General features: G+C 68.8%; 19 protein-coding genes and 1 pseudogene. 11 read left to right on the forward strand and 9 right to left on the reverse strand.

The window, feature by feature from the left end:
- Nucleotides 1–95 precede the first annotated feature (95 nt).
- Nucleotides 96–3215, reverse strand: coding sequence for an efflux RND transporter permease subunit (locus ACTJLF_RS31840; RefSeq protein ID WP_019655001.1), 3120 nt, complete (start codon nt 3213–3215; stop codon nt 96–98).
- Between the two features lie 73 nt (nt 3216–3288).
- The gene (locus tag ACTJLF_RS31845; protein WP_440884661.1) at nt 3289–4905 is read right to left on the reverse strand and encodes an efflux RND transporter periplasmic adaptor subunit; all 1617 of its coding nucleotides are present in this window, start codon (nt 4903–4905) and stop codon (nt 3289–3291) included.
- A gap of 402 nt (nt 4906–5307) precedes the next feature.
- Between ACTJLF_RS31845 and ACTJLF_RS31850 the strand changes: the two genes are divergently transcribed.
- From ACTJLF_RS31850 to ACTJLF_RS31870, 5 genes and pseudogenes are all read left to right on the forward strand, one after another.
- Nucleotides 5308–5829, forward strand: a complete 522-nt coding sequence (locus ACTJLF_RS31850; protein WP_440884662.1) for a DUF6622 family protein — start codon at nt 5308–5310, stop codon at nt 5827–5829.
- A 50-nt stretch (nt 5830–5879) separates the two neighbouring features.
- Nucleotides 5880–6830: pseudogene (locus tag ACTJLF_RS31855) on the forward strand (sterol desaturase family protein).
- A complete protein-coding gene (locus ACTJLF_RS31860) occupies nt 6827–7126 on the forward strand; it encodes a 2TM domain-containing protein (RefSeq protein ID WP_019654997.1) in 300 nt (99 codons plus the stop codon). Before ACTJLF_RS31855 ends, ACTJLF_RS31860 begins: the two are co-directional and overlap by 4 nt.
- Nucleotides 7123–8193 (forward strand): sensor histidine kinase, encoded by a 1071-nt coding sequence (locus ACTJLF_RS31865; protein WP_354421348.1) that lies wholly within the window; start codon nt 7123–7125, stop codon nt 8191–8193. Before ACTJLF_RS31860 ends, ACTJLF_RS31865 begins: the two co-directional genes overlap by 4 nt.
- Before the next feature lie 33 nt (nt 8194–8226).
- Nucleotides 8227–9066: a LytR/AlgR family response regulator transcription factor gene (locus ACTJLF_RS31870; RefSeq protein ID WP_440884663.1), complete on the forward strand. Its 840-nt coding sequence runs from the start codon at nt 8227–8229 to the stop codon at nt 9064–9066.
- A gap of 92 nt (nt 9067–9158) precedes the next feature.
- On the opposite strand, the gene ACTJLF_RS31875 is transcribed toward ACTJLF_RS31870, so the two are convergent.
- Nucleotides 9159–9506, reverse strand: coding sequence for a hypothetical protein (locus tag ACTJLF_RS31875; RefSeq protein ID WP_019654994.1), 348 nt, complete (start codon nt 9504–9506; stop codon nt 9159–9161).
- A 151-nt stretch (nt 9507–9657) separates the two neighbouring features.
- On the opposite strand from ACTJLF_RS31875, the gene ACTJLF_RS31880 reads away from it, so the two are divergent.
- Nucleotides 9658–11475: a glutamine--tRNA ligase/YqeY domain fusion protein gene (locus ACTJLF_RS31880; RefSeq protein WP_132755327.1), complete on the forward strand. Its 1818-nt coding sequence runs from the start codon at nt 9658–9660 to the stop codon at nt 11473–11475.
- 23 nt (nt 11476–11498) lie between these two features.
- On the opposite strand, the gene ACTJLF_RS31885 is transcribed toward ACTJLF_RS31880, so the two are convergent.
- Nucleotides 11499–11807 carry a hypothetical protein gene (locus tag ACTJLF_RS31885; protein WP_019654992.1) on the reverse strand — a complete coding sequence of 103 codons (309 nt, stop codon included), beginning with the start codon at nt 11805–11807 and terminating at the stop codon, nt 11499–11501.
- A 92-nt stretch (nt 11808–11899) separates the two neighbouring features.
- Between ACTJLF_RS31885 and ACTJLF_RS31890 the strand changes: the two genes are divergently transcribed.
- The 3 genes from ACTJLF_RS31890 to ACTJLF_RS31900 are packed head-to-tail and all read left to right on the forward strand — an operon-like array spanning nt 11900 to nt 13789.
- The gene (locus ACTJLF_RS31890) at nt 11900–12475 is read left to right on the forward strand and encodes a pseudouridine synthase (protein WP_019654991.1); all 576 of its coding nucleotides are present in this window, start codon (nt 11900–11902) and stop codon (nt 12473–12475) included.
- Between the two features lie 60 nt (nt 12476–12535).
- The gene (locus tag ACTJLF_RS31895) at nt 12536–13447 is read left to right on the forward strand and encodes a peptidoglycan DD-metalloendopeptidase family protein (protein ID WP_440884664.1); all 912 of its coding nucleotides are present in this window, start codon (nt 12536–12538) and stop codon (nt 13445–13447) included.
- A gap of 18 nt (nt 13448–13465) precedes the next feature.
- Nucleotides 13466–13789, forward strand: coding sequence for a hypothetical protein (locus tag ACTJLF_RS31900; RefSeq protein WP_440884665.1), 324 nt, complete (start codon nt 13466–13468; stop codon nt 13787–13789).
- 10 nt (nt 13790–13799) lie between these two features.
- Here ACTJLF_RS31900 and ACTJLF_RS31905 read toward each other — a convergent pair whose 3' ends face one another.
- From ACTJLF_RS31905 to ACTJLF_RS31920, 4 genes are all read right to left on the reverse strand, one after another.
- Nucleotides 13800–14735, reverse strand: a complete 936-nt coding sequence (locus ACTJLF_RS31905) for a succinylglutamate desuccinylase (protein ID WP_440884666.1) — start codon at nt 14733–14735, stop codon at nt 13800–13802.
- 111 nt (nt 14736–14846) lie between these two features.
- The gene (locus ACTJLF_RS31910; RefSeq protein ID WP_126186000.1) at nt 14847–15824 is read right to left on the reverse strand and encodes an MBL fold metallo-hydrolase; all 978 of its coding nucleotides are present in this window, start codon (nt 15822–15824) and stop codon (nt 14847–14849) included.
- 67 nt (nt 15825–15891) lie between these two features.
- On the reverse strand, nt 15892–17094 hold the full coding sequence (locus ACTJLF_RS31915; RefSeq protein ID WP_019654985.1) for an ammonium transporter: 1203 nt from the start codon (nt 17092–17094) through the stop codon (nt 15892–15894).
- A gap of 151 nt (nt 17095–17245) precedes the next feature.
- Nucleotides 17246–18199, reverse strand: a complete 954-nt coding sequence (locus ACTJLF_RS31920; RefSeq protein ID WP_132755337.1) for a LytTR family DNA-binding domain-containing protein — start codon at nt 18197–18199, stop codon at nt 17246–17248.
- A 164-nt stretch (nt 18200–18363) separates the two neighbouring features.
- Between ACTJLF_RS31920 and ACTJLF_RS31925 the strand changes: the two genes are divergently transcribed.
- Nucleotides 18364–19620, forward strand: a complete 1257-nt coding sequence (locus ACTJLF_RS31925) for an acyltransferase family protein (RefSeq protein ID WP_440884667.1) — start codon at nt 18364–18366, stop codon at nt 19618–19620.
- Here ACTJLF_RS31925 and ACTJLF_RS31930 read toward each other — a convergent pair.
- On the reverse strand, nt 19523–19978 hold the full coding sequence (locus ACTJLF_RS31930) for a PaaI family thioesterase (protein WP_019654982.1): 456 nt from the start codon (nt 19976–19978) through the stop codon (nt 19523–19525). The two genes, ACTJLF_RS31925 and ACTJLF_RS31930, sit on opposite strands and share 98 nt — an antisense overlap.
- Before the next feature lie 224 nt (nt 19979–20202).
- Between ACTJLF_RS31930 and ACTJLF_RS31935 the strand changes: the two genes are divergently transcribed.
- Nucleotides 20203–21846: a DUF4139 domain-containing protein gene (locus ACTJLF_RS31935; protein WP_416491725.1), complete on the forward strand. Its 1644-nt coding sequence runs from the start codon at nt 20203–20205 to the stop codon at nt 21844–21846.
- Nucleotides 21847–21850: the final 4 nt, after the last annotated feature.

Consider the following 21850-nt stretch of genomic DNA (forward strand, 5'->3'; position numbering starts at 1 on the left):
TTTGCCTACTTTCTTTTGGCGAAGCAAAAGAAAGTAGGTCGCCCGCCGGGGCGAGACCCGGCTCCGAAACCCAAAACAAGAAGAGGCGAACAAAGTCAAACCGCCTCCTCCTCAATCTCAACCCTCCGGGCACTCCCCCCACCCAACCGATCAAACGCCAGATAAATAACAGGCGTAGTGAACAGGGTAAGCAACTGACTGACGATCAACCCCCCAAAGATCGCCAACCCCAGCGGCCGCCGCAATTCAGCCCCATCCCCGAAGCTGAACATCAACGGCACAGCAGCAAACAAAGCCGCCAGCGTCGTCATCAAGATGGGCCTAAACCGCAACAAGGCAGCCTGGTGAATGGCCTCCCGAGGAGACTTCCCCTGTGTTCTCTCGGCATCGATGGCGAAGTCGATCATCATGATCGCGTTCTTCTTCACGATGCCGATCAGCAGGATGATCCCGATGATGCCGATCACTCCCAGGTCGTTGCCCGTGATCATCAGCGCCAGCAGCGCCCCAACCCCGGCCGAAGGCAGCGTGGACAGGATGGTCAGCGGATGCACATAGCTCTCGTACAGCACCCCCAGCACGATGTACACGCACACCACGGCGGCAAGGATCAGCCACAGCTGGTTCGACAGCGACTTCTCGTAAGCCCCTGAAGCTCCGAGGAAGGTCATCGTCACGCTGCTCGGCAGCCCGATCTCCTTCGCGGCCGCTCGAATGGCGTCGACCGAGGCGCCGAGCGAAACGCCGGGTGCGGTGTCGAAGTTCAGCGTGCTCGCCGGGTACTGCGCCACGTGCGTGATCTGCAGCGGCGCCTGCTGCTCGGAGATCTGCGCGATCGCCGACAGCGGCGTGGCGGTGCCCGAGCCCGCGATCAGGCTCAGTTGCCCCAGCGTCTGCGGCGTGTTCACCATGCCGGGCTGGGCCTCGAGGATCACGCGGTACTGATTCGTCTCGGTGAAGATGGTCGAGACGATGCGCTGGCCGAAGGCGCTGTAGAGGGCGTCGTCCACGGTGCTCGCGGTGATCGACAGCCGCGCCGCGGTGTCGCGGTTGACGTTCACGAAAGCCGCGAGGCCCTGGGCACCGGCGTCGCTGCTGACGTTGCGCACCTTGTCCGATTCCTGCAGCTTGGCGACGAGCTTCTTCATCCACTCGGTGATGGCGGTGCTGTCCACGCCTTCGAGCGACATGCGGTATTCGGTCGGGCCGGTCTCGGCGTCGATGGTGAGGTCCTGCGTGGGCTGCAGGTAGAGCGTGACGCCAGCCACCTGCCGCACGCGCTCGCGCAGGCGGTCCATCACGACCTGCTGGCTGTCGCGGTCCTTCACCAGGTTGATGAGCATGCTGCCGGTGTGCAGCATGGTGTTATTGGCGGCATCGACGCCGACGAAGGAGCTGAGATTCTCGACCGCCGGGTCTTCGAGGATCGCCTGCGCCGCCTGCATCTGCAGCTGCGACATGCGCTCGAACGACACGTCCTGCGCGGCCTGAACGCGGGCCTGCAGCTGGCCGGTGTCCTGCGTGGGGAACAGGCCCTTGGGAATGGTGAGGTAGAGCAGCACCGTCAGCACCATGGTCAGCAGCGCGACCAGCAGCGTGAGCGCCTGGTGCTCGATCACCCAGTGCAGCGAGCGGTCGTAGCGCACCATCACGCCGTCGAAGAATCGCTGTGCGCGCGCGCCGAAGCCCTTGTTCGAGGCCTCCTTCTTCTGCTCGTGCCTGAGCCAGCGCGCCGACATCATCGGCACCAGCGTGAGCGACACCACGGCGGAGATCAGGATGGTGATGGCCAGCGTCACCGCGAACTCGCGGAACAGGCGGCCCACCACGTCGCCCATGAACAGCAGCGGGATCAGCACCGCGATGAGCGAAACGGTCAGCGAGATGATGGTGAAGCCGATCTGCGTGGCGCCCTTGAACGCGGCCTGCAGGGGCTTCTCGCCCTCCTCGATGTAGCGCGCGATGTTCTCGATCATGACGATCGCGTCGTCCACCACGAAGCCGGTGGCGATGGTCAGCGCCATGAGGCTGAGGTTGTTGAGGCTGTAGCCCAGCAGGTACATCAGCCCGAAGGTGCCGATCAGCGAGATGGGCACCGCGATGCTGGCGATGACGGTGGCGCGCAGGCTGCCCAGGAAGGCGAAGATCACCAGCACCACGAGCACCACGGCCAGCACCAGCTCCATCTCGACGTGCTGCACCGAGGCGCGAATGCCGGCCGTGCGGTCGCTGAGCACCTCGATCTTCAGGCCGGCAGGCATGCCGGCCTGCAGCTCGGGCAGCTGCTTCTTGATGGCGTCGACGGTGGCGATCACGTTCGCGCCGGGCTGGCGCTGCACGTTCATGATGATCGCGGGCGAGAGCCTGCTGGTGCCGTCGACCTTGTTGCCGGCCCAGGCGGCGAGCTGGTTGTTCTCGGCGCTGCTGACCACCTGCGCCACGTCGACCATTCGGATGGGCGCGCCGTTCTTGTACGAGACGATCAGGTTCTTGTAGTCGTCGACCGTCATCAGCTGGTCGTTCGAATTGATCGTGTAGGCGCGCTTGGGCCCGTCGAAACTGCCCTTGGCGCCGTTGGAGTTGGCCGCCGAGATCGCCGTGCGCAGCGTGTCCAGCCCGATGCCGTTGGCCGCCAGCGCCTGGGTGTTGGCCTGGATGCGCATCGCGGGGCGCTGCCCGCCGCTGAGCGACACCAGCCCCACGCCCGAGACCTGGCTGATCTTCTGCGCGAGCCGGGTGTTGACCAGGTTCTGCACGTCGGTCAGCGGCAGCGTGTCGGAGGTGATGGACAGCGTGAGCACCGGCGCGTCGGCCGGGTTGACCTTGGCGTACACAGGCGGCGCCGGCAGGTCGGCCGGCAGCAGCGAGCCGCCGGCGTTGATGGCGGCCTGCACTTCCTGCTCGGCCACGTCCAGCGTCTGGCCGAGCGAGAACTGCAGCGTGATGATCGACACGCCCGCGGCGCTGGTCGAGCTCATGCGGTCGAGCCCCGACATCTGGCCGAACTGGCGCTCCAGCGGCGCAGTGACGGTGTTGCTCATCACCTCGGGGCTGGCACCGGGGTAGAGCGTCTGCACCTGGATGGTCGGGTAGTCGACCTGCGGCAGCGCCGACAGCGGCAGGAAGCGGAATGCCACCAGGCCGGCCAGCACGATCGCGACCATCAGCAGCGAGGTCGCCACTGGCCGCAGGATGAACGGACGGGACGGACTCACTGGCAGGCCTCCGTGCTGCTGCTACTGCTGTCACTGCTGCGACGGCAGCAGCTGGTGATGCGAAGACCGTTCGTCATTGGCCGCGCCTGCCGCCCTGCCCGCCTTCGCCGCCGCGTTCGGACATGCGCTGCCAGCGCTCCAGCGCGGCCGGATCGCCGCGGTCCAGCGCCTCGAGGAAACGCTTGCGGCGCTCGAGCTGCTCGGGGTTGTCCTTGACGGAATCGAGCATGCGCTGGCGCTGCTCGGCGGTCGGGAGCTTGGCCGGCGTCGCCGGCGTGGCGGGGGCCGTCTCCGCGGAGGGCGCGGAAGGCGTGGAGGGCGCGGGGGAGGCCGCGGCAGGGGCTGCCGCAGCGCCGGGGGCGGTCGAGGTGGCCGGCGCCGCGGAAGCCCCGGCTGCCGGTGCGCCCTCGGCGCCCCTGGCCGCGCCGGGACCGCCTGCGCCGCCGCCCTGCCGGCGGCTGCGATGCGTGCCACCTGCCGGAGCCGATGCGGCGCCCGCGGGCCGGTCGGCCTGGGTCTGCACGCGCGCGCCGTCCTTCAGACGGTCGCCGCCTTCGGTCACGACCTGCTCGCCGGCCTGCAGGCCCGAGGTGATCGCCACGTTGTCCACGCTCGATTCGCCGCGCGTCACCGTGCGCTGCGACACGGTGTTGTCTTCGTTCAGCACATACACGTAGTCGCCGTTGGGGCCGTGGCGCAGCGCCGTGACGGGCACCACCACCGCGCTGTTCACGGTGCGCAGCAGCAGCCGCAGGTTGACGAACTGGTTCGGGAAGAGCGCGTTGTCGGCGTTGGCGAAGCGGGCCTTGGCCTTGACGGTGCCGGTGGCTGTGTCGACCAGGTTGTCCAGCGTGGAGAAGCTGCCGTTCGCGAGCCGGCGCGTGCGGGTGCGGTCGAAGGCGGTGGCGTCGAGCTTCGCCCCCTGGGCGAGGCGCTCCTGCACTTCGGGCACGCGGTCCTGCGGAATGGCGAATTCGACGTCGATCGGCGCAATCTGCGTGATGGTCGCGATGCCGTTGGTGGTGCCGGTGGAGATGTAGTTGCCCGCGTCCACCGGCCGCAGGCCGATGCGCCCGCTCACCGGCGCGGTGATGCGGCTCCAGGCGAGGTTGAGCTTGGCGGTGTTCTCGTTGGCGCGGTCGATGGCCACCGTGCCTTCGAGCTGCTTGACCAGCGCGGCCTGGGTGTCGACGTCCTGGCGGGCAATGGAATCCTGGCCCAGCAGGGTCTGGTAGCGCTGCAGCGTGACCCGCGCCGCCGCGAGCTGCGCCTCGTCGCGCTGGCGGGCGCCGGTGGCCTGCGCCAGGGCGTTCTGGAACGGCTGCGGATCGATGGTGGCGAGCACGTCGCCCTTCTTGACCATCTGCCCTTCCTGGAAGAGCACCGCCGTGAGCACGCCCGAAACCTGCGGCTGCACGATCACGTTGGCCAGCGGCGTGACCGTGCCCAGGGCTTCCAGCTGCACCGGAATGTCGGCCTGCCTGGCGGTCGCGATGCCGACCGTGCTGGAGGCCGGGCCGCCACCGCCTCCGCGCCCGGGGCCGCCAGGGCCGCCGGGTCCACCCTGCCTGCCCGCGCCCGGTCCCGGGCCGGCGCCTGGGCCGGCCACCGGCGTCTTCGAGCGCTGGACCAGGTACCACGCGCCACCGCCCAGCACCGCCAGCAGCAGCAGGGCCAGAAGGCTGCCCATCCAACGGCGCCTGCGGACCGTCGGATGGTTGGGAGAAACGGCGGAAGGCAGAGGCTCGGTTGGTTTTTCTTGTTCCATGGACGGTGCGTGCGAAAGGTGCGAGGGTGCGGACCAGCGTAGTACAGCGCGGATGGTAGTCCGGCTCTTTGCTGGGCCGTAAAGCGTCGGTAAAGCTCGCGGGAGCCTCCTACAAGCTTCCTCAAAACCTCCTCCATGTCTCCCGGATTGCCCCCCCGGAACCCTGCAATTCGCGCGGCCAGGCTGCAATTCGCGCCGCCTGCGCGCATTCCGTCGCACGGCGGTGGCCGGGGCGCGCGGGCATCGGCACAGTCCAACCCATCGATTTCCTTGCACCGCTTTTTTCAGCTTTTCTTCAACCTTCACCTTCCACGGAGTGCCGCCATGCTGATGCAGATCGTCCTTCACACGCCCAAGTGGGTGTTCGCCGTGTTCTTCGTGCTGCTGTGGCTCGGCGCCCGGCAGCTGCTGGCCAACCAGGTGAGCCTGACCCGCGTCACGCTGATGCCCGTCGCCATGGGCGGCCTGTCGATCTACGGCGTGGTTTCGGTGTTCGGCGATTCCTTCGGCGCCCTGCTGGGCTGGGCCGCCGCCGCGGCCGTGATGGCGGCGCTGGTGCTGCAGTGCCCGCTGCACGCCGCCACCCGCTACGACGCAGCCGCGCGCCAGTTCGAAGTGGCCGGCAGCCCGGTGCCGCTGATGCTCATGATGGGCATCTTCCTGACCAAGTACGCGGTGGGCGCCGCCCTGGCCATGCACCCCGAACTGCGCCATCAGCCGACCCTCGCCATCGTCGTGCCCGTGCTGTACGGCGCCTTCACCGGGGTGTTCGCTGCCCGCGCCGTGCGCCTTTGGAAGCTGGCCATCCGTACCGACGCCATGGCCGCCGCGGCCCGCGCGGCCTAATATTCCCGGGCCTCGATTCCCGGGCAACCACTCACGGAAGAAACGCCGCCATGAACGCGCTCCTGCTGATCCTCAAGATCTCCGTCACGGTGGTGCTGGCCGCCTCCATCGCCGAGGCCCTGGTGCTCTCTTGGCGCAACGGCTGGCGCAGCTACGACTGGAAGGCCGCCGGCGTCTCCGTGTTCGACTTCCTGGTGCGCGAATACCCCCTGCGCTGGCTGCTGCCCCTGGCCTTCTGGACCGGCGCGATGGACTGGTTCTACGCCCACCGCCTCTTCACCCTGCCGATGGACCACTGGACCGGCTGGGCGGCCTGCTTCATCGGCCAGGAGTTCTGCTACTACTGGTACCACCGCGCGGCGCACCGGGTGCGCTGGTTCTGGTGCACCCACGCCATCCACCATTCGCCGAACCAGCTGAACCTGTCGGCCGCCTACCGCTTCGGCTGGACCGGCCGCCTCACCGGCACCCTGGCCTTCTTCATGCTGGCACCGCTGCTGGGCATGCCGCCGCGGGTGGTCCTGCTGATGCTCACGCTGAACCTGCTGTACCAGTTCTGGATCCACGCGACCTGGATTCCGCGCCTCGGCCCGCTGGAATGGGTGCTCAACACCCCCTCGGCCCACCGCGTGCACCACGCCTCGAACCTGGAATACCTGGACGGCAACTACGGCGGCGTGCTGATCGTGTTCGACCGCCTGTTCGGGACCTACATCTCCGAGCGCGCCGACGTGCCCTGCCGCTACGGCCTCGTCAACCCGGTCACCACCCACAACATCCTGGAAATCGAGTTCGGCCAGTGGCGCGCGCTCTTTCGCGACCTCGCCTCGGCCCGTTCCGTGCGCGCCTTCGTCGGCTACCTCGTGAAGCCGCCCGGCTGAAAGCCCGAGGGCCCCGGCGACACCACCGAGGAGCTGCGCCAGCGCGCGGCCCTGCAGCCGTCGCCGCAGACCGCAATGGCGGCCGATTTCATTCCTGTCCAATACAAGGAGCTGTCATGACTTCCTACGCCTCCTCCGATTCCTCCCGCTCCGAGATCGAGCGCCTCGCCCGCCGCCGCGCCGGCGCCAAGATGGGCTGGTACGTCCACGCCTTCGTCTACGTGCTGGTCAACCTGGGGCTGGTCGCCATCTCGGCCGCCAACGGCCGCAACTGGGCGATGTATCCGCTCATGGGCTGGGGGCTGGGGCTGCTGATCCATGGCGCCGTGGTCTGGTTCGTCGCGCCCGGCGGCGGCTTCTACGACAGGCTGGTCGAGCGCGAGCGCCGCGCCCTGGGAGGCCGGGACCGCGGATGAGCAGCACCGCGCCGCAGAGCCGCTTCCGCGCGGAGAACTTCCGGGACATGCTTCGGCATGGCCTGATCACGGCCGTCTTCTGCTGCCTCATCGCCATCGCGATGACCATCACCGGCGGGGACAACTGGGCGGGCCACCTCGTCTATTCGCTGGCGATCGGCATGGTCAGCTGGCTGTTCATCGACACCGGGCGGCTGCTGCTCAGCGGGCACCGCGAGACGCACTGGCCGAACTGGCCCTGGGGCTTCGCACTCGTCGCGCTGGGCGTGGCGGTCGGCTTCTTCGTGGGCAACGTCATCGGCGACGCCGTGTTCGACGCGCCGCGGTTCGACTTTCTCGACATCAGGGGCCACAAGCTGGCCACCGGCGTCACGATCACCATCATCGCGACGGTCGGCATGTGCTTCTTCTTCTACAGCCTCGGCAAGAGCAAGCACATGCAGAGCCAGATCGAGCTGGCCCAGCGCAACGCCACCGAGGCCCGGCTGAAGCTGCTGGAGACGCAGCTGGAGCCGCACATGCTGTTCAACACGCTGGCCAACCTGCGGGTGCTGATCACGGTCGATCCGCCGCGCGCCGTGGCCATGCTCGACCGGCTCAACAGCTACCTGCGCATGACGCTGAGCGGCTCGCGCGCGCTCTCGCATCCGCTGTCGGCCGAGTTCGAGCGGCTGGGCGACTACCTGGAGCTGATGTCGGTGCGCATGGGCGACCGGCTGCGCTACACCCTCGACCTGCCGCAGGACCTGCGCGACGCGCCGGTGCCGCCGCTGCTGCTGCAGCCGCTGGTGGAGAACAGCATCCGCCACGGCCTGGAGCCCAAGGTGGAAGGCGGCGAGATCGTGGTGCGCGCCCGCAGGGACGAGCAAGGCGGCTCGCTCGTGATCGAGGTCAGCGACACCGGCGTGGGCCTGGGTGCGGCGCCGCCGTCGCAGGGCAGCGGCTTCGGGCTCGAGCAGGTGCGCGAGCGGCTGGCCACGGTGTACGGCGAGCGCGGCACCATGAGCATGGCGCCCTCCCCTTCGGGCGGCACGCTGGCGACGCTGAGCATTCCGGCGCCGGCCTGAACGCACGCCACACGACAGGACAACAACGACAAGATGACCACTGCATCCCCCACCGCACTCATCGCTGAGGACGAACCCCTTCTCGCGCAGGCGCTCAAGGCCGAACTGGCCGCCGCATGGCCCGAGCTGGAGATCGTCGCCACCGCCGGCGACGGCCGCAGCGCCGTGCGCGAGGCGCTGCGGCTGCTGCCGCAGGTGCTTTTATTCGACATCCGCATGCCCGGCCTCGACGGCCTCGGGGCTGCTGCCGAGCTGGCCGACAGCTGGCCCGCCGACGAGACGCCCATGCCCCAGCTGGTGTTCGTGACGGCCTACGACGAATACGCCGCCCGCGCCTTCGAGGCGCAGGCCATCGACTACGTGCTCAAGCCGGTGCAGCCCGACCGCCTGCGCAAGACCGTCGGCCGGCTGCAGCAGGCGCTGGCCGCAAGGCAGCCGGCGGCCACGCCCGCACTGGCGGATGCGGCGCTGGAGCAGACGCTCGCCCAGTGGCGGCAGGTGCTGGGGGCAGCCGGGGTCGCGGCCACCACGCCGGCTCCCGCCCCGCTTCGCATGATCGCCGCCAGCGACGCGGGCGGAAGCACCGTGCGCATGGTGCCGATCGACGAGGTTCTCTACTTCGAGGCGGCCGACAAATACCTGCGCGTGCTGACCGCCACGCACGAATACCTGATCCGCACGCCCCTCAAGCAGCTGCTGCCGCAGCTCGATGCCGACACCTTCTGGCAGGTGCACCGGGCGGTGGTGGTGCGCAGCTCGGCCATCGAATCGGTTCACCGCGACGAGGCCGGCAAGCTGCACCTGATGTTGCGCGGGCGGGCCGAGAAGATCCCGGTCAGCCGGCTGTACGCCCATCTCTTTCGCGCGATGTGAAACTGGGCGAACAAGAGCCCGGAAACGCCCAAAGAAAAAGCCGGCCCTTTCGGAGCCGGCTTTTTTCATTCAGTCACGATTGCCGTGGCTTTTTAGCGCCAGTGGCCGTGGCCGCGGTAGTAGCCGCGACCGTAGTAGCGCGGACCGTAATAGGCCGGCGGGCCGTAATAGACCGGGGCCGGACGGTAATACACCGGCGGCGGGCGGTAGTAGACCGGCGGCGGCGGCGCGTAGTAGACGGGTGCCGGCGGCACATAGACCGGGGCCGGAGCCGGGTAGTAGGCCGGGCTGCCCACCCCCACCGCCACGCCTGGTACGCCGACGCCGATCGACCAGCTCACGTCGCTGCGGGCGCTGGCCGAGGTGGCGGCGAACAATGCACCGGCTGCCACGACGCCCGCGGCGGCCCACTTGAAAAAGGTTGAACGTGTGAAGCTCATGATCCTGCTCTCCTTGTTTGGGGTGGGCACTGTCCGGATCGGGACCGCCCATGTGGTGTATTGAACGCGGCAAATGCAAACGGGGTGCACGGGCCAATGTGAAGAACGTTGCCAAAGGTAACCCATAGGGGGTGCCCCCTAAAATGCCGCAATGACCTCCCCGACCGACAAAAGCGGCACCAAGACGACAGCTGCACCGAGCAATTTCCTGCGCCACGTGATCGAGAACGACCTCGCACAGGGTGCCTATTCTGGCCGCAAGTGGGGCGGTTCGCCCGGCAACGCCGCTCATCATGCACAGGGCATGGCCGATCCGGCCAAGGTGCGCATGCGCTTTCCGCCCGAGCCCAACGGCTACCTGCACATCGGCCACGCCAAGAGCATCTGGCTCAACTTCGAGCTGGCCAAGGAATACGGCGGCGTGAGCCACCTGCGCTTCGACGACACCAACCCCGAGAAGGAAGACCAGGAATACGTCGACTCCATCCGCGACGCCGTGAAGTGGCTGGGCTACGAGACCTATCTCGCCGACCGCCCCGGCGCGCCCGGCACGATGCAGCCGCACGAGTATTTCGCGAGCGACTACTTCGACTTCATGTACGAGGCCGCCGAATACCTGATCGGCGCCGGCCTCGCCTACGTGGACGAGCAGACCGCCGATGAAGTGCGGGCGAACCGCGGCGACTTCAACACGCCCGGCACCGACAGCCCCTTCCGCACCCGCACGCCCGAGGAGAACCTCGCACGATTCCGCGCCATGCGCGACGGCCAGGTGGCCGACGGCGCCGCCATCCTGCGCGCCAAGATCGACATGGCCAGCACCAACATCAACATGCGCGACCCCGCGCTGTACCGCGTGCGCCGGGCCCACCACCACAACACCGGCGACAAGTGGTGCATCTACCCGATGTACACCTACGCGCACCCCATCGAGGACGCGCTGGAGCAGATCACCCACAGCATCTGCACGCTGGAATTCGAAGACCAGCGCCCCTTCTACGACTGGCTGCTCGACCGCCTCGCCGAGGGCGGCCTCGTCGCCAGCCCGCACCCGCGCCAGTACGAATTCGCCCGCCTCAACGTGACCCACGTGCTCACCAGCAAGCGCAAGCTGCGTCAGCTGGTCGAAGAGAAGTACGTCGACGGCTGGGACGACCCCCGCATGCCCACCATCGCCGGCCTGCGCCGCCGCGGCTACACGCCCGAGGCGCTGCGCCTGTTCTGCGAACGCAGCGGCACCACCAAGTCGGGCGGCTGGATCGACTACGCCAGCCTCGAGGCCGCGTTGCGCGACACGCTAGACCCCGTCGCACCACGCGCCATGGCCGTGCTCGACCCGGTCAAGCTGGTCATCACCAACTGGGGCGAGCTGATGGGCGGCGACGACGCTCTGGACGCTTGCTCGGCCCCCGTGCACCCGCACCATCCCGAGATGGGCCAGCGCGAATTCAAGCTGGGCCGCGAGGTCTGGATCGAGCGCACCGACTATGAGGAAGTGCAGCCCAAGGGCTTCTTCCGCCTGTTCCCCGGCAACAAGGTGCGACTGAAGTACGGCCACGTCATCGAGTGCATCGGCGGCACGAAGGACGCCGACGGCAGGCTCGTCGAAGTGCAGGCGAAGCTGGTGCCCGACACCAAGAGCGGAACGCCCGGCGCCGACGCGATCAAGGTGAAGGGCAACATCACCTGGGTGGCCGCCGCCGACGCGGTGCAGGCCGAGGTGCGGCTCTACGAGCGCCTCTTCGCCGCGGCGCACCCGGGCAGCGGAGAGCTGCTGGAAGAACTGAACAAGAACAGCCTGGAAGTGTGCTCGGCCTTCGTCGAGCCTTCGCTGGCCAAGGCCGAGCCGGGCGTCGGCATCCAGTTCGAGCGGCACGGCTACTTCGTGCTCGACGCGAAGGCCAGCGGCATCGCCGGCAAGCCGGTGTTCAACCGCGCGGCCGGAATGCGGGACAGCTGGGGCAAGTAAGCAGGCAGGCAAGCGGCCCGTCGCTACTCGGGCCGCTTGTAGACCACGCCGATCACCGCGCTGTTCTCGTCGGTGGTGCACACGGCGGATCTTCCCTGCGGCCCGACCTTCAGGTTGACCGTGTAGACGCCGTCGCGCGGCGTGCTGCCCTTGTCGGCCGCGATGCTGGCCGGCGGCACCCTGAGTTCGCGCGCAGCCGCGGCCACGCAGTTCTTGACGCTTGCCTCGGGCGCGCCGCCCACGCGGATGGCCGTGCTGTTGCACGCCGCCAGCAGCAGGCCGGCCATCGCCGTGCAGGCGAGCGGGATGGAGCTTCGCATCTTGGTCGTCATACCGGATTCCCTGTGTCTCGAATGAACAAGCCCATTGGAGCCGTGCCGGCCGCCGGAGGTTGCAGGACGGACCCGGGCTATCCTGTCGGCACATGAATCGTTCGAGCCCTTCTTCTTCCCGCTCATCGTCCTCGTCCTCCCGGCTGATCCGCTTCAACAAGCCCTATGGGGTGCTCAGCCAGTTCACGCCCGAGGGCCGCTGGCGGGGACTGAAGGAATTCATCGACATCCCCGGTGTCTACGTCGCCGGCCGGCTCGATGCCGACAGCGAGGGCCTTCTGCTGCTCACCGACGACGGCAGGCTGCAGGCGCGCATCGCCGATCCGCGCTTCAAGATGGAGAAGGTCTACTGGGTGCAGGTCGAAGGCGTGCCCGGCGAAGAGGCGCTCGCCGCGCTGCGCAACGGCGTGATGCTCAACGACGGCCCCACCCGCCCCGCGCGCGCGCGCCTGCTCGACCCGCCGCCCGAGGTGTGGGAGCGCACGCCGCCGATCCGCGAGCGCAAGAGCATTCCCACCGCGTGGATCGAACTGGCCATCCGCGAGGGCCGCAACCGGCAGGTGCGGCGCATGACGGCGGCCGTGGGGCTGCCGACGCTGCGGCTGATCCGCGCCGCGATCGGGCCGCACACGCTCGAAGGACTGGCGCCGGGAACCTGGAGCGACTAGCGCCGCATCGAACAAGCCGGCGCCCTCCCCTCATCCAAACGAAACCTTGCCTTTTTCTCAATGAAGCACACACCCATTGCTCCACTCGACCTCGCCCCTTTCGCACTGAACCGCCGCAGCGCCGTCCTCGGCACCGTCGGCCTCCTCGCCGCGATGCATGCCGCCGCCGCGACCCAGGCCAAGGCGAAGAAGCAAGCGGCGTCGGCACCCGAGGTGTGGCCCCACGCATCGCAGGTGCCGGGCGGCGTGGCCCGCCTGTCGCTGGGCCCGTCCGCCAAGCGGCCCCAGGCCTTCTCGGGCGACATCCCCGTGCTGGTGCTCGGCGACACCATCGAATGGACCGCCGTCGTCGGCATCCCTCTGGCGGCCGAACCCGGCGAAGCCAGCATCACGGTGCGCGCCGAAGGCAAGCCCGAGCGCCAGATCGCCTACACCATCGCCCCTAAGCAATACCGCGAGCAGCGCCTCACCGTGGCCCCTCGCACCGTCGACCTCTCGCCCGAGGACGAGGCCCGCTACGTCAAGGAGCGCGACCACCTCGCCGGCGTGACGGCCACCCTCAGCGACATGCGTCCCGACACCGTGCTGAAGATGCGCGTGCCGGTGCCCGGCCGCCGCTCGAGCTCCTTCGGCCTGCGCCGCGTGTTCAACGGCCAGTCGCGCAACCCGCACAGTGGCATGGACATCGCAGCCGGCACCGGCACCCCGGTCCTCGCGCCACTGCCCGGCAAGGTGATCGACACGGGCGACTATTTCTTCAACGGCGGCACCGTCTGGCTCGACCACGGCGGCGGCCTGCTGACCATGTACTGCCACCTCAGCCGCATCGACGTGAAGGTCGGCGACGTGATGAAGACCGGCGAGCAACTGGCCGCCGTGGGCGCGACGGGGCGGGTGACGGGGCCGCACCTGCACTGGTCGGTGATGCTGAACCGGGCGATGGTGGACCCGGCTTTGTTCATTGCGGGCTGAGCGGGCACCGCTGCCACGATGCACGACGCACCCGCCTTCACCGAAGCCTGCCTCGCCGCCTCGGTCCGTCCCGGCAGCCGGCGAGACATCCTCGCCCTGCTCAACGAGCGCCTTCACCCGGCGCTGCGGGCTATCGTCGCGGCCGAGGTCGCCTCGGGCAGCCGCGTCTGCGATGCAGGCACCGACTGGCCCGACACCGGTTCCGTGCACGTCACGCTCGACAGGCACTTCGACAACCGCCATGCCGGCGCCGAGGTCGTCTTCAGCCCCTGCGACGACCCGCACTACTGGCATGCGGACTACAGCACCGCGGAGAAGCCGCGGCACCTGCTGATCTGCTGAGCGTCCAGCTTCAGATCGGCTTGGTCAGGTACACCGCCTCGCGCCCCACGATCGCGCGCTGGGCGGGCATGAAGATCGTGCAGTCGTCGCACAGCGCGCGGATTTCCTCGTCGCCGTTGGTGGCGATCAGCTCGCCCTTGGCGAAGGTCTCGAAGCCGATGAGCGGGCGCACGAAGGCGAAGTCGGGCGACTTGATGACGTAGGTCTGCAGCAGCTGGAAGCGGCGCTGCGGCTCGGGCGGCGGGCTCGCCGGGTCCTTGTCGACGAGGCCGAAGTAGGCGAGGAAGTCGTAGGTGACGGCGGTGGCGAGGTCGGAGGCCGAGCGCAGGAAGTGCTGGCCGCACTCGACCACCATCGCCACGCCCTTGCCGTCGGGGCCGCCGTGGCTGCCGTACTGGATGAGCGGCGTGCCCGAGCCCAGGCCGTCGGGCATCATGAGGTGCACCGAGGGGCGGCCGATGGCCTGCGCGACCTTGGCGTTGCGCTCGAAGCCCGGGTACACCCAGAACGGCACGACGGGCTGGCTGGTCGAGTGGATGTCGAGGATGTGGTCGGCCGCATCCACCACCGGGCGCAGGATGCGCGCGCGGCTCAGCTCGGGGCTGTCTTCGGTGCCGTCGAGCCATTCGGGCGACCAGATGCGGTTGAGGTTGTGCACGAGCTGCCGGCTGTCGAAGGGCAGCGCCTCGTTGAAGGATTCGTACGCGGCCACGTTGGCGAAGCTCACGGTGAGCGTGCCGATCTTCGGGCGCACGTTGTTGTCGAGCAGGTGCGTGGCGGCCGTCATCCCGCAGATCTCGTTGCCGTGCGTGAGCGCATTGATCAGCACGTGCGGGCCGGGCTTGCCGGACTCGAAGCGGTGCACGTAGTCGACGCCGACGTTGCCCTTGCGGTAGGCGGAGAGGTCGCGGGGGAGGACTTCGAGGGCGGGTGGAGCTTGGGTCATGGGGCGGATGGATGATGAAAGCGAAGCGGCCGGCCAGTTTGCTACAGAGCGCGCATTCGTGCCCGCGGGCGCCGCGACACCGGCCCGCGCCGCTCAACCTTCATCGGTCGCTCATCGCACCTGCTGGTAGTCGACCGGCACCCAGACGTAGCCCTTGCCCTCGGCCCGCACGTGGCCCAGCCCCGGGAACGGCAGGTGCGCGCTGCCCACGAGGTAGCGGCCCTTGGCCGCGTCGGCGTAGGCCTTCTTGCGCTCCACCGCCGCCGGCTTCGAGTCGACGTCGAAGGAGATGGTGACCTGCGGCTGCGCGAACTGCACCGCGGCCACGTGCATCAGGTCGCCCCACAGCACCAGCTTCTGGCCCTTGGACTCGACGACGTAGATGTTGTGGCCGGGCGTGTGGCCGTGGGCGGGCACGGCCTTGATGCCGGGCGCCAGCTCGGTGCCGCCCTTCATGCCCTTGAACTTGCCGGCTTCCACGTACGGGTTCAGCGAGGCCATCGCCCCCTGGAAGAAGCCCTTCATCTCGGCCGAGGCCTTCTCGAGGTTGGCCTTGTTCAGCCAGAAGTCGGCATCCTCCTGCCCGGCGTGGATGGTGGCGTTGGGAAAGACCAGCTTGCCGTCCTGCACGAGGCCGCCGACGTGGTCGCCGTGCATGTGGGTGATGAGCACGTCGTCGACCTGCTCGGGCTGGTAGCCCGCTGCCTTGAGGTTGGCCTGCAGGTTGCCGAGCGTGGGGCCGAAGAGGCCGCCGGCGCCGGTGTCGACCAGCACCAGCTTGCTGCCGGTGTTGATGAGGTAGCCGTTCACCGAGGTGGGCACGGCGTCTTTCTCGAAGCCCCGGTCGAGCAGCTTGCCGACCTGCTCCTGGGTGGTGTTGGTGAGCAGCTTCTTGGGCTCGAGGTCGAGGGTGCCGTCGAAGAGCGCCGTCACCTCGAAGTCGCCGAGCATCATCCGGTAGAAGCCCGGCGCCTGGGTCTTGACCTGCGGCGCGGCGGCTTGCGCCATCGGAGAAAACGAAAGCATCAGCAGGCTGCCGGCCAGCGCGGCCATGCCCTGGCGAAGCCAGCGAGCGGGTGTTGTTGTCATGGTTCGGCTCCTCGGTGGTTTGAAGGGGCGCCGAGAATAGCCGAGGCAGGCCGGCCCTGCAGCCTGCCTACCAGTTGACCTCGCGCTCGGGCGTCGCCGAGATGTGGTGGATCGACAGGTCGGCACCGTCGTACTCCTCTTCCTGCGAGAGCCGCAGTCCCGCCACTGCCTTGAGCGCGCCGTACACCGCCGCACCCGCCAGCGCGGCCCAGGCCACGCCCATCACCGTGCCGATGAGCTGCGCCCACACGTTCACGCCGCCGATGCCGCCGAGCGCCTGCGTGCCGAAGATGCCGGCCGCGATGCCGCCCCAGGTGCCGCACAGGCCGTGCAGCGGCCACACGCCCAGCACGTCGTCGATCTTCCACTTGTTCTGCGTGAGCGTGAACAGCTTGACGAAGATGCCGCCCGCCACGCCGCCCACCACCAGCGCGCCCAGCGGATGCATCAGGTCGGAGCCGGCGCACACCGCCACCAGGCCGGCGAGCGGGCCGTTGTAGACGAAGCCGGGGTCGTTCTTGCCCATGGCCAGCGCCACCAGCGTGCCGCCCACCATCGCCATCAGCGAGTTCACGGCCACCAGGCCCGAGATCTTGTCGATGCTCTGCGCGCTCATCACGTTGAAGCCGAACCAGCCTACGCACAGCACCCAGGCACCAAGGGCCAGGAAGGGGATGTTCGACGGCGGATGCGCGCTCAGCGACCCGTCGCCGCGGTAGCGGTTGCGCCGCGCACCCAGCAGCAGCACTGCCGGCAGCGCGAGCCAGCCGCCCACCGCATGCACCACCACCGAGCCGGCGAAGTCATGGAACTCGTGGCCGGTGAGCGAGGCGATCCATTCCTGGATGCCGAAGTGCTTGTTCCAGGCGATGCCCTCGAAGAGCGGATAGACGAAGCCGACGATCACCGCCGTGGCGATGAGCTGCGGCCAGAACTTGGCCCGCTCGGCGATGCCGCCCGAGATGATGGCCGGAATGGCCGCCGCGAAGGTCAGCAGGAAGAAGAACTTCACCAGCTCGTAGCCGCTCTTCGCCGACAGTTCGGTGGCGCTCACGAAGAAATGCGTGCCGTAGGCCACGCCGTAGCCCACCAGGAAATACACGATGGTCGAGACCGAGAAGTCGACCAGGATCTTCACCAGCGCATTGACCTGGTTCTTCTTGCGCACGGTGCCCAGCTCGAGAAAGGCAAAGCCGGCGTGCATGGCCAGGACCATGATGGCGCCGAGAAGGATGAACAGCGCGTCTGCGCCCTGTTTGAGTGCGTCCATTGGAGCTTCTTGCGGATTTTTGGTTTGAATTGGTGCGCCGCACCGGAATCAACCAGCGAGGCCGGCCAATGAAGCAAAAATGGTGCCTACAAGCTCTTCGATGGTGCGAGATGAACCAATAACGGGCTGATCAAGCCCGCCACGCACCGCTTCAGCCCGGACCGGCGCCCGCCCGCAGCGCGTCACGGTAGCGCCGGCTGCAGGGCACGGTGGTGCCGTCATGCATGTGCAGCCGGGCGTCGCCGCCGTCCAGCGGCTCGATTTCCTTGATGCGCGCGAGATTCACCGCGTGGCTGCGGTGCACGCGCACGAAGAGCGCGGGGTCGAGCTGGGTCAGGAAGTCGGTCAGGGTGGAGCGCAGCAGGTAGTCGTGGCCATTGACGTGCAGGCCGACGTAGTTGCCCTCGGCCTGGAGCCAGTCGATGTCGGTGGCGGCGATGAGGAATTCGCGGCGCAGCTTGCGGACCAGGAAGCGCTCGGGGCGGGCGGGAGGCGGCGGGAGCGCGTCTGCAGCCGGGGGTTCAAATCCCCCCGCCCCTGCCGAATCCGGGCTCGGGGCAACAACCGGCGCGGCCACCGCTCCCTCCTCCGGCACATCCAGCACCCGCGCCTCCCCCTGCAGCCGCAGCAGGAACAGCCGGTACGCCCAGATGCCGAAGACGATGCTGACGTACACCCGCACGTCCTTGAGGTACTCGTAGCCCCACTGGCTCACCCAGCCGCCAAAGTCGTAGTGCTCGCCCGCCATGGCATAGACCAGCGCCCGCAGCCCGAACATGCCCACCACGTGGACCAGGCTGAACGCCGCGCTCGCCACCGCATGCCAGGCCAGGAAGCGCAGCAGATGGCTGCGCACCAGCGGCGACAGCCGGCGCTCCACCATCACCAGCGCCGGCACCAGGAACAGCAGCATCAGGTGGCTGGACACCTCCCAGGTCGCGACCTCCCAGTGGGGCCGGGGCACGGCGCGCGTGCGCATGTCGACGATCGCCACCATGGTGCTGAACACGGCCTGCAGCGTCAGCAGCACGATCCAGAAGGCCACCTCCAGCGGACGGCGGATCGGCGCGTAGCGTTCGTAGAGGTTCCTGCGGGGGTCTCCCATGCGGGGAATTCTCGCGAAAAGGCCGCAGGGACGGCCGGTCTGGGCCGGATTTCGTCCCTGCCGGCCACCGCTCGTCACAAAGCGGGGGTGATCCGTCCCCCGGCCGCACCTCGCGGAAGCGGCCCGGCCGAGCATGGCGGCCTTTCCGCTCCGAGGAACCTTCCATGACCGCCGACCCCATTGCCGCAACACCGCCCGACCACCGCCGCCACGACATCGACGCCCTGCGCGCGCTGGCCTTCCTCTTCGTCATCCTCTACCACGTGGGCATGTACTACGTGGCCGACTGGCCCTGGCACCTCAAGAGCCCGGACGCGGCCGAATGGCTGCAGTGGCCGATGCGCATCCTGAACCTGTGGCGCATGGACCTTGTCTTTCTGATCTCGGGCGTGTCGCTCGGCTTCCTGAGCCGGGGCCAGGGCACCTGGGCCCTGCTGCGCAGCCGGGGCCTGCGGCTGATGCTGCCGCTGGCCTTCGGCATGGCGGTGGTCGTGCCCTACCAGGCCTACGCCCAGGGCGTGGCCAACGGCCTGGTGGCACCGGGCTTCGGCACCTTCCTGCTGCGCTACCTGTCGATGGCGCAGCCGTGGCCGAAGCAGGCTTTCGACGGCGCGGAGTTCGGCATCACCTGGAACCACCTCTGGTACCTGCCCTACCTGTTCACCTACACGGCGCTGATCGCCCTGACGCTGCCGCTGTGGCGGTCGGCCGCCGGCCAGTGGATGCGCGGCGCCTTCAACGGCTTGCGCGGCTGGAGGCTGCTGCTGTTGCCGGTGGTGCCGCTGCTGATATTCACGATGCTGCTGGCCTCGCGCTTCCCGGCCACGCACAACCTGGTGCGCGACTTCCACCTGCACAGCATCTACTTCACGATGTTCCTCTACGGCTACTGGATGGGCGTGGACACCGGCGTCTGGAAGGAACTGGAGCGGCTGCGCCGCGTGTCGCTCGCGCTGGCCGTCGCCGTGATCGGCACCTTCATCTTGCTGCGCGCCGGCATGAAGAGCCCGCTTCCGGGGCTGCTGGTGGACACCCTGCGCATGCTCTACCTCTGGCTGGCCGTCGCGGCCATCCTCGGCCACGGCCACCGCTACCTGAACCGCCCCTGGCCCTGGCTGCGCTGGGCGAACGAGTCGGTATACCCGTGGTACGTGCTTCACCAGACGCTGATCATCGTCGGCGTGACCCTGCTGGCACCGCTAGCGCTCGGCCCGGTCGTCGAGCCCGCGCTGCTCATCGCGCTGACGCTGCTCGGCTGCTGGCTCCTGACGGACGGGCTGATCCGCCGCACCAACCTGCTGCGGCCGCTCTTCGGACTGAAGCTCAGGCGGCGGGCTGCGACTTCTTCCGCGTCTCCTGCGGTGCGGGAGGAGGCTCTTCGACGGGAACCAGGATGGCGTTCCCCGTCGCCACGAGCTTGAGCGAATCGGCACTGTCGCCCTGCGCATAGAGTTCGGCCGCCGCGAACACCTGCTTGCGGCCGGCTTTCACCACCCGACCGCGTGCGATGAAGGCGCGGCCGACGGCGGGCGAGATGCAGTTGACCGAGAAATGCGAGGCCAGCACGCGGCCCGCCACGGTGGCGGCCGCGTAGCCGCTCACGGTATCGAGCATCGCGCCGATCATTCCGGCGTGCAGGAAGCCGGCGTACTGGCCCATGTCCTCCTCGCGCCAGTCCATGCGCAGTTCGGCTTCGCCATTGCCGGCGCTGGTCACTTCGAAGCCGGCCCAGCGGTTGAAGGCGGCGGTCCTGTTGATGGCCTGGATGGTGTCGAGCATGGTGGTGGGTCCTTGTCCGGGGTTGGGTGGAAAGACGGTGCACCCACTCTAGGAAGCAGCCCGGACATCGGCCGTCGCGCGTGCGACCGGAAACGCCGCGGCGGTTGCATTGGCGACAGCGCCGCCGGGCTGCGCAGAAATTTTTCGACGATGCCTTAACCCCGTTCGCCGGGGCCGTCCGTATGAGCCGGGGTCATTCATCACTTCCGCTCCAAAGGCATCCCATGAAAGCATCGACTTCCGCCCTCCTCCGCGCCACCGCAGGCGCCGCCTTGCTTCTGGTCCTGAGCATCAGCGCCCAGGGGCAGGCTGCAACGCCGCCGGCCATGGCGGCCGACTCGCGCATCACGCAGGTCAAGGTCTACCCGGGCAGCGCCACCGTGGAGCGCGTGGCGCGCGTCGCGGCCGGCGCGCGCTCGGTCACCTTCGCCTGCCTGCCGGCCGGGCTTGATGTACAGAGCCTGCAGGTATCGGCCGATGCCTCGGTGCGCATCGGAGAGACCTCGGTGCTCAGCGAGCAGCGCGAGCTCTCGGCACGCTGTTCGACCAGCCCGCTCGACGGCCGCATCCGCGAGCTCGAGGACCAGAAGGCCGCCCTGCAGGCGGAGACCGATGCACTCGGCATGGTCACCGGCTACCTCAAGGGGCTGGCCGGCGGGAGCGACAACACTTCAGGCGCCCGCGCACCGATGGACGCGCGCAACCTCGCCGCGATGACCGAGGCCATGCGCCGCACCGGGCAGGACTCGCTGCTCAAGCAGCACCAGATCCAGCGCAGACAGGCCGAGATCGACCGCCAGCTCAACCCGCTGCTGGCCGAACGCACCCGCACCCAGGGCAACGGCGGCCAGGTGACGGCCGTCACGGTGACGCTGGCCGCTGGCGCCGATGCCGACGTGAAGCTGAGCTACCAGGTCAACGGCCCGGGCTGGACGCCCACCTACCGCGCGCTGCTCGACACCGCCACGCGCAAGGTCCGCATCGAGCGCCAGGCCCTGGTGGCGCAGGCCACGGGTGAGGACTGGCGCGGCGTGAAGCTGGTGCTGTCCACCGGCCAGCCGCGCCGCGAGACCACCGGCCGCCTGCCCTCAGCGTGGCGCATCGGCATCGAGCCGCCGCCGCGCCCGCAGGCCGAGATGGCCTACCCCGCCGCGCCGGCGGCAGCCATCGCCCCCGCGCCGCTGATGGCGCGCAAGGCGACGGACGGCCGCGAACGCCAGGAGCCGCTCTTCGACGTGAGCGTGTTCGACAACAGCTTCGCCACCGAATTCTCCGTAGCGCAGCCCATCGACGTGCCCTCCAACGGCCAGCGCGTGACCATGGCGCTGGGACAGCACGAAGACACGGCCAGGCTGGCAGCCCGCACCAGCCCGCGCGTCGACGCCAGCGCCTTCCTCGTCGCCGAACTCGACCAGCCCGCGGGCGTGTGGCCGGCCGGCCCGATGCAGCTGTACCGCGACGGCGCCTTCGTGGGCAGCGGACGCTGGAATGCACCGAGCGACGCGCGCCTGACGCTCTCCTTCGGCCGCGACGAATTGGTGCGCGTGCAGGCCGAGCCCGAGCGCGACAACCAGGGCTCTGGCGGCTTCGCCGGCTCGCGCGCCGAGCGCAAGGTGCAGCGCGCCTACGTCGTCGAGAACCGCCACCGCACGCCGATCGCGGTGCAGGTGCTCGAGGCCGCACCGGTGTCGGTCGACGAGAAGGTACGCGTGGCCTCGGAGTTCTCGCCGCAGCCCGCCGAGCTGGCCTGGAACAGGCAGCCCGGCCTGGCGATGTGGCAGCTCGACCTTGCGGCCGGCCAGACCGCGCGCGTGACGGCCGACTACACCATCGGCTACCCGAAGGACGCGCGGCTGCAGATGCGCTGAACGC

The organism is Variovorax sp. 22077 (assembly GCF_052044195.1).
Classification (GTDB): domain Bacteria; phylum Pseudomonadota; class Gammaproteobacteria; order Burkholderiales; family Burkholderiaceae_C; genus Variovorax; species Variovorax atrisoli.

Bases quoted from the DNA above. Each gene is read 5' to 3' on its own strand.
- ACTJLF_RS31845 (WP_440884661.1), bottom strand. From the start codon at position 4,905: ATGGGCAGCCTTCTGGCCCTGCTGCTGCTGGCGGTGCTGGGCGGTGGC.
- ACTJLF_RS31850 (WP_440884662.1), top strand. From the start codon at position 5,308: ATGCTGATGCAGATCGTCCTTCACACGCCCAAGTGGGTGTTCGCCGTG.
- ACTJLF_RS31860 (WP_019654997.1), top strand. From the start codon at position 6,827: ATGACTTCCTACGCCTCCTCCGATTCCTCCCGCTCCGAGATCGAGCGC.
- ACTJLF_RS31865 (WP_354421348.1), top strand. From the start codon at position 7,123: ATGAGCAGCACCGCGCCGCAGAGCCGCTTCCGCGCGGAGAACTTCCGG.
- ACTJLF_RS31870 (WP_440884663.1), top strand. From the start codon at position 8,227: ATGACCACTGCATCCCCCACCGCACTCATCGCTGAGGACGAACCCCTT.
- ACTJLF_RS31875 (WP_019654994.1), bottom strand. From the start codon at position 9,506: ATGAGCTTCACACGTTCAACCTTTTTCAAGTGGGCCGCCGCGGGCGTC.
- ACTJLF_RS31880 (WP_132755327.1), top strand. From the start codon at position 9,658: ATGACCTCCCCGACCGACAAAAGCGGCACCAAGACGACAGCTGCACCG.
- ACTJLF_RS31885 (WP_019654992.1), bottom strand. From the start codon at position 11,807: ATGACGACCAAGATGCGAAGCTCCATCCCGCTCGCCTGCACGGCGATG.
- ACTJLF_RS31890 (WP_019654991.1), top strand. From the start codon at position 11,900: ATGAATCGTTCGAGCCCTTCTTCTTCCCGCTCATCGTCCTCGTCCTCC.
- ACTJLF_RS31895 (WP_440884664.1), top strand. From the start codon at position 12,536: ATGAAGCACACACCCATTGCTCCACTCGACCTCGCCCCTTTCGCACTG.
- ACTJLF_RS31900 (WP_440884665.1), top strand. From the start codon at position 13,466: ATGCACGACGCACCCGCCTTCACCGAAGCCTGCCTCGCCGCCTCGGTC.
- ACTJLF_RS31905 (WP_440884666.1), bottom strand. From the start codon at position 14,735: ATGACCCAAGCTCCACCCGCCCTCGAAGTCCTCCCCCGCGACCTCTCC.
- ACTJLF_RS31910 (WP_126186000.1), bottom strand. From the start codon at position 15,824: ATGACAACAACACCCGCTCGCTGGCTTCGCCAGGGCATGGCCGCGCTG.
- ACTJLF_RS31915 (WP_019654985.1), bottom strand. From the start codon at position 17,094: ATGGACGCACTCAAACAGGGCGCAGACGCGCTGTTCATCCTTCTCGGC.
- ACTJLF_RS31920 (WP_132755337.1), bottom strand. From the start codon at position 18,199: ATGGGAGACCCCCGCAGGAACCTCTACGAACGCTACGCGCCGATCCGC.
- ACTJLF_RS31925 (WP_440884667.1), top strand. From the start codon at position 18,364: ATGACCGCCGACCCCATTGCCGCAACACCGCCCGACCACCGCCGCCAC.
- ACTJLF_RS31930 (WP_019654982.1), bottom strand. From the start codon at position 19,978: ATGCTCGACACCATCCAGGCCATCAACAGGACCGCCGCCTTCAACCGC.
- ACTJLF_RS31935 (WP_416491725.1), top strand. From the start codon at position 20,203: ATGAAAGCATCGACTTCCGCCCTCCTCCGCGCCACCGCAGGCGCCGCC.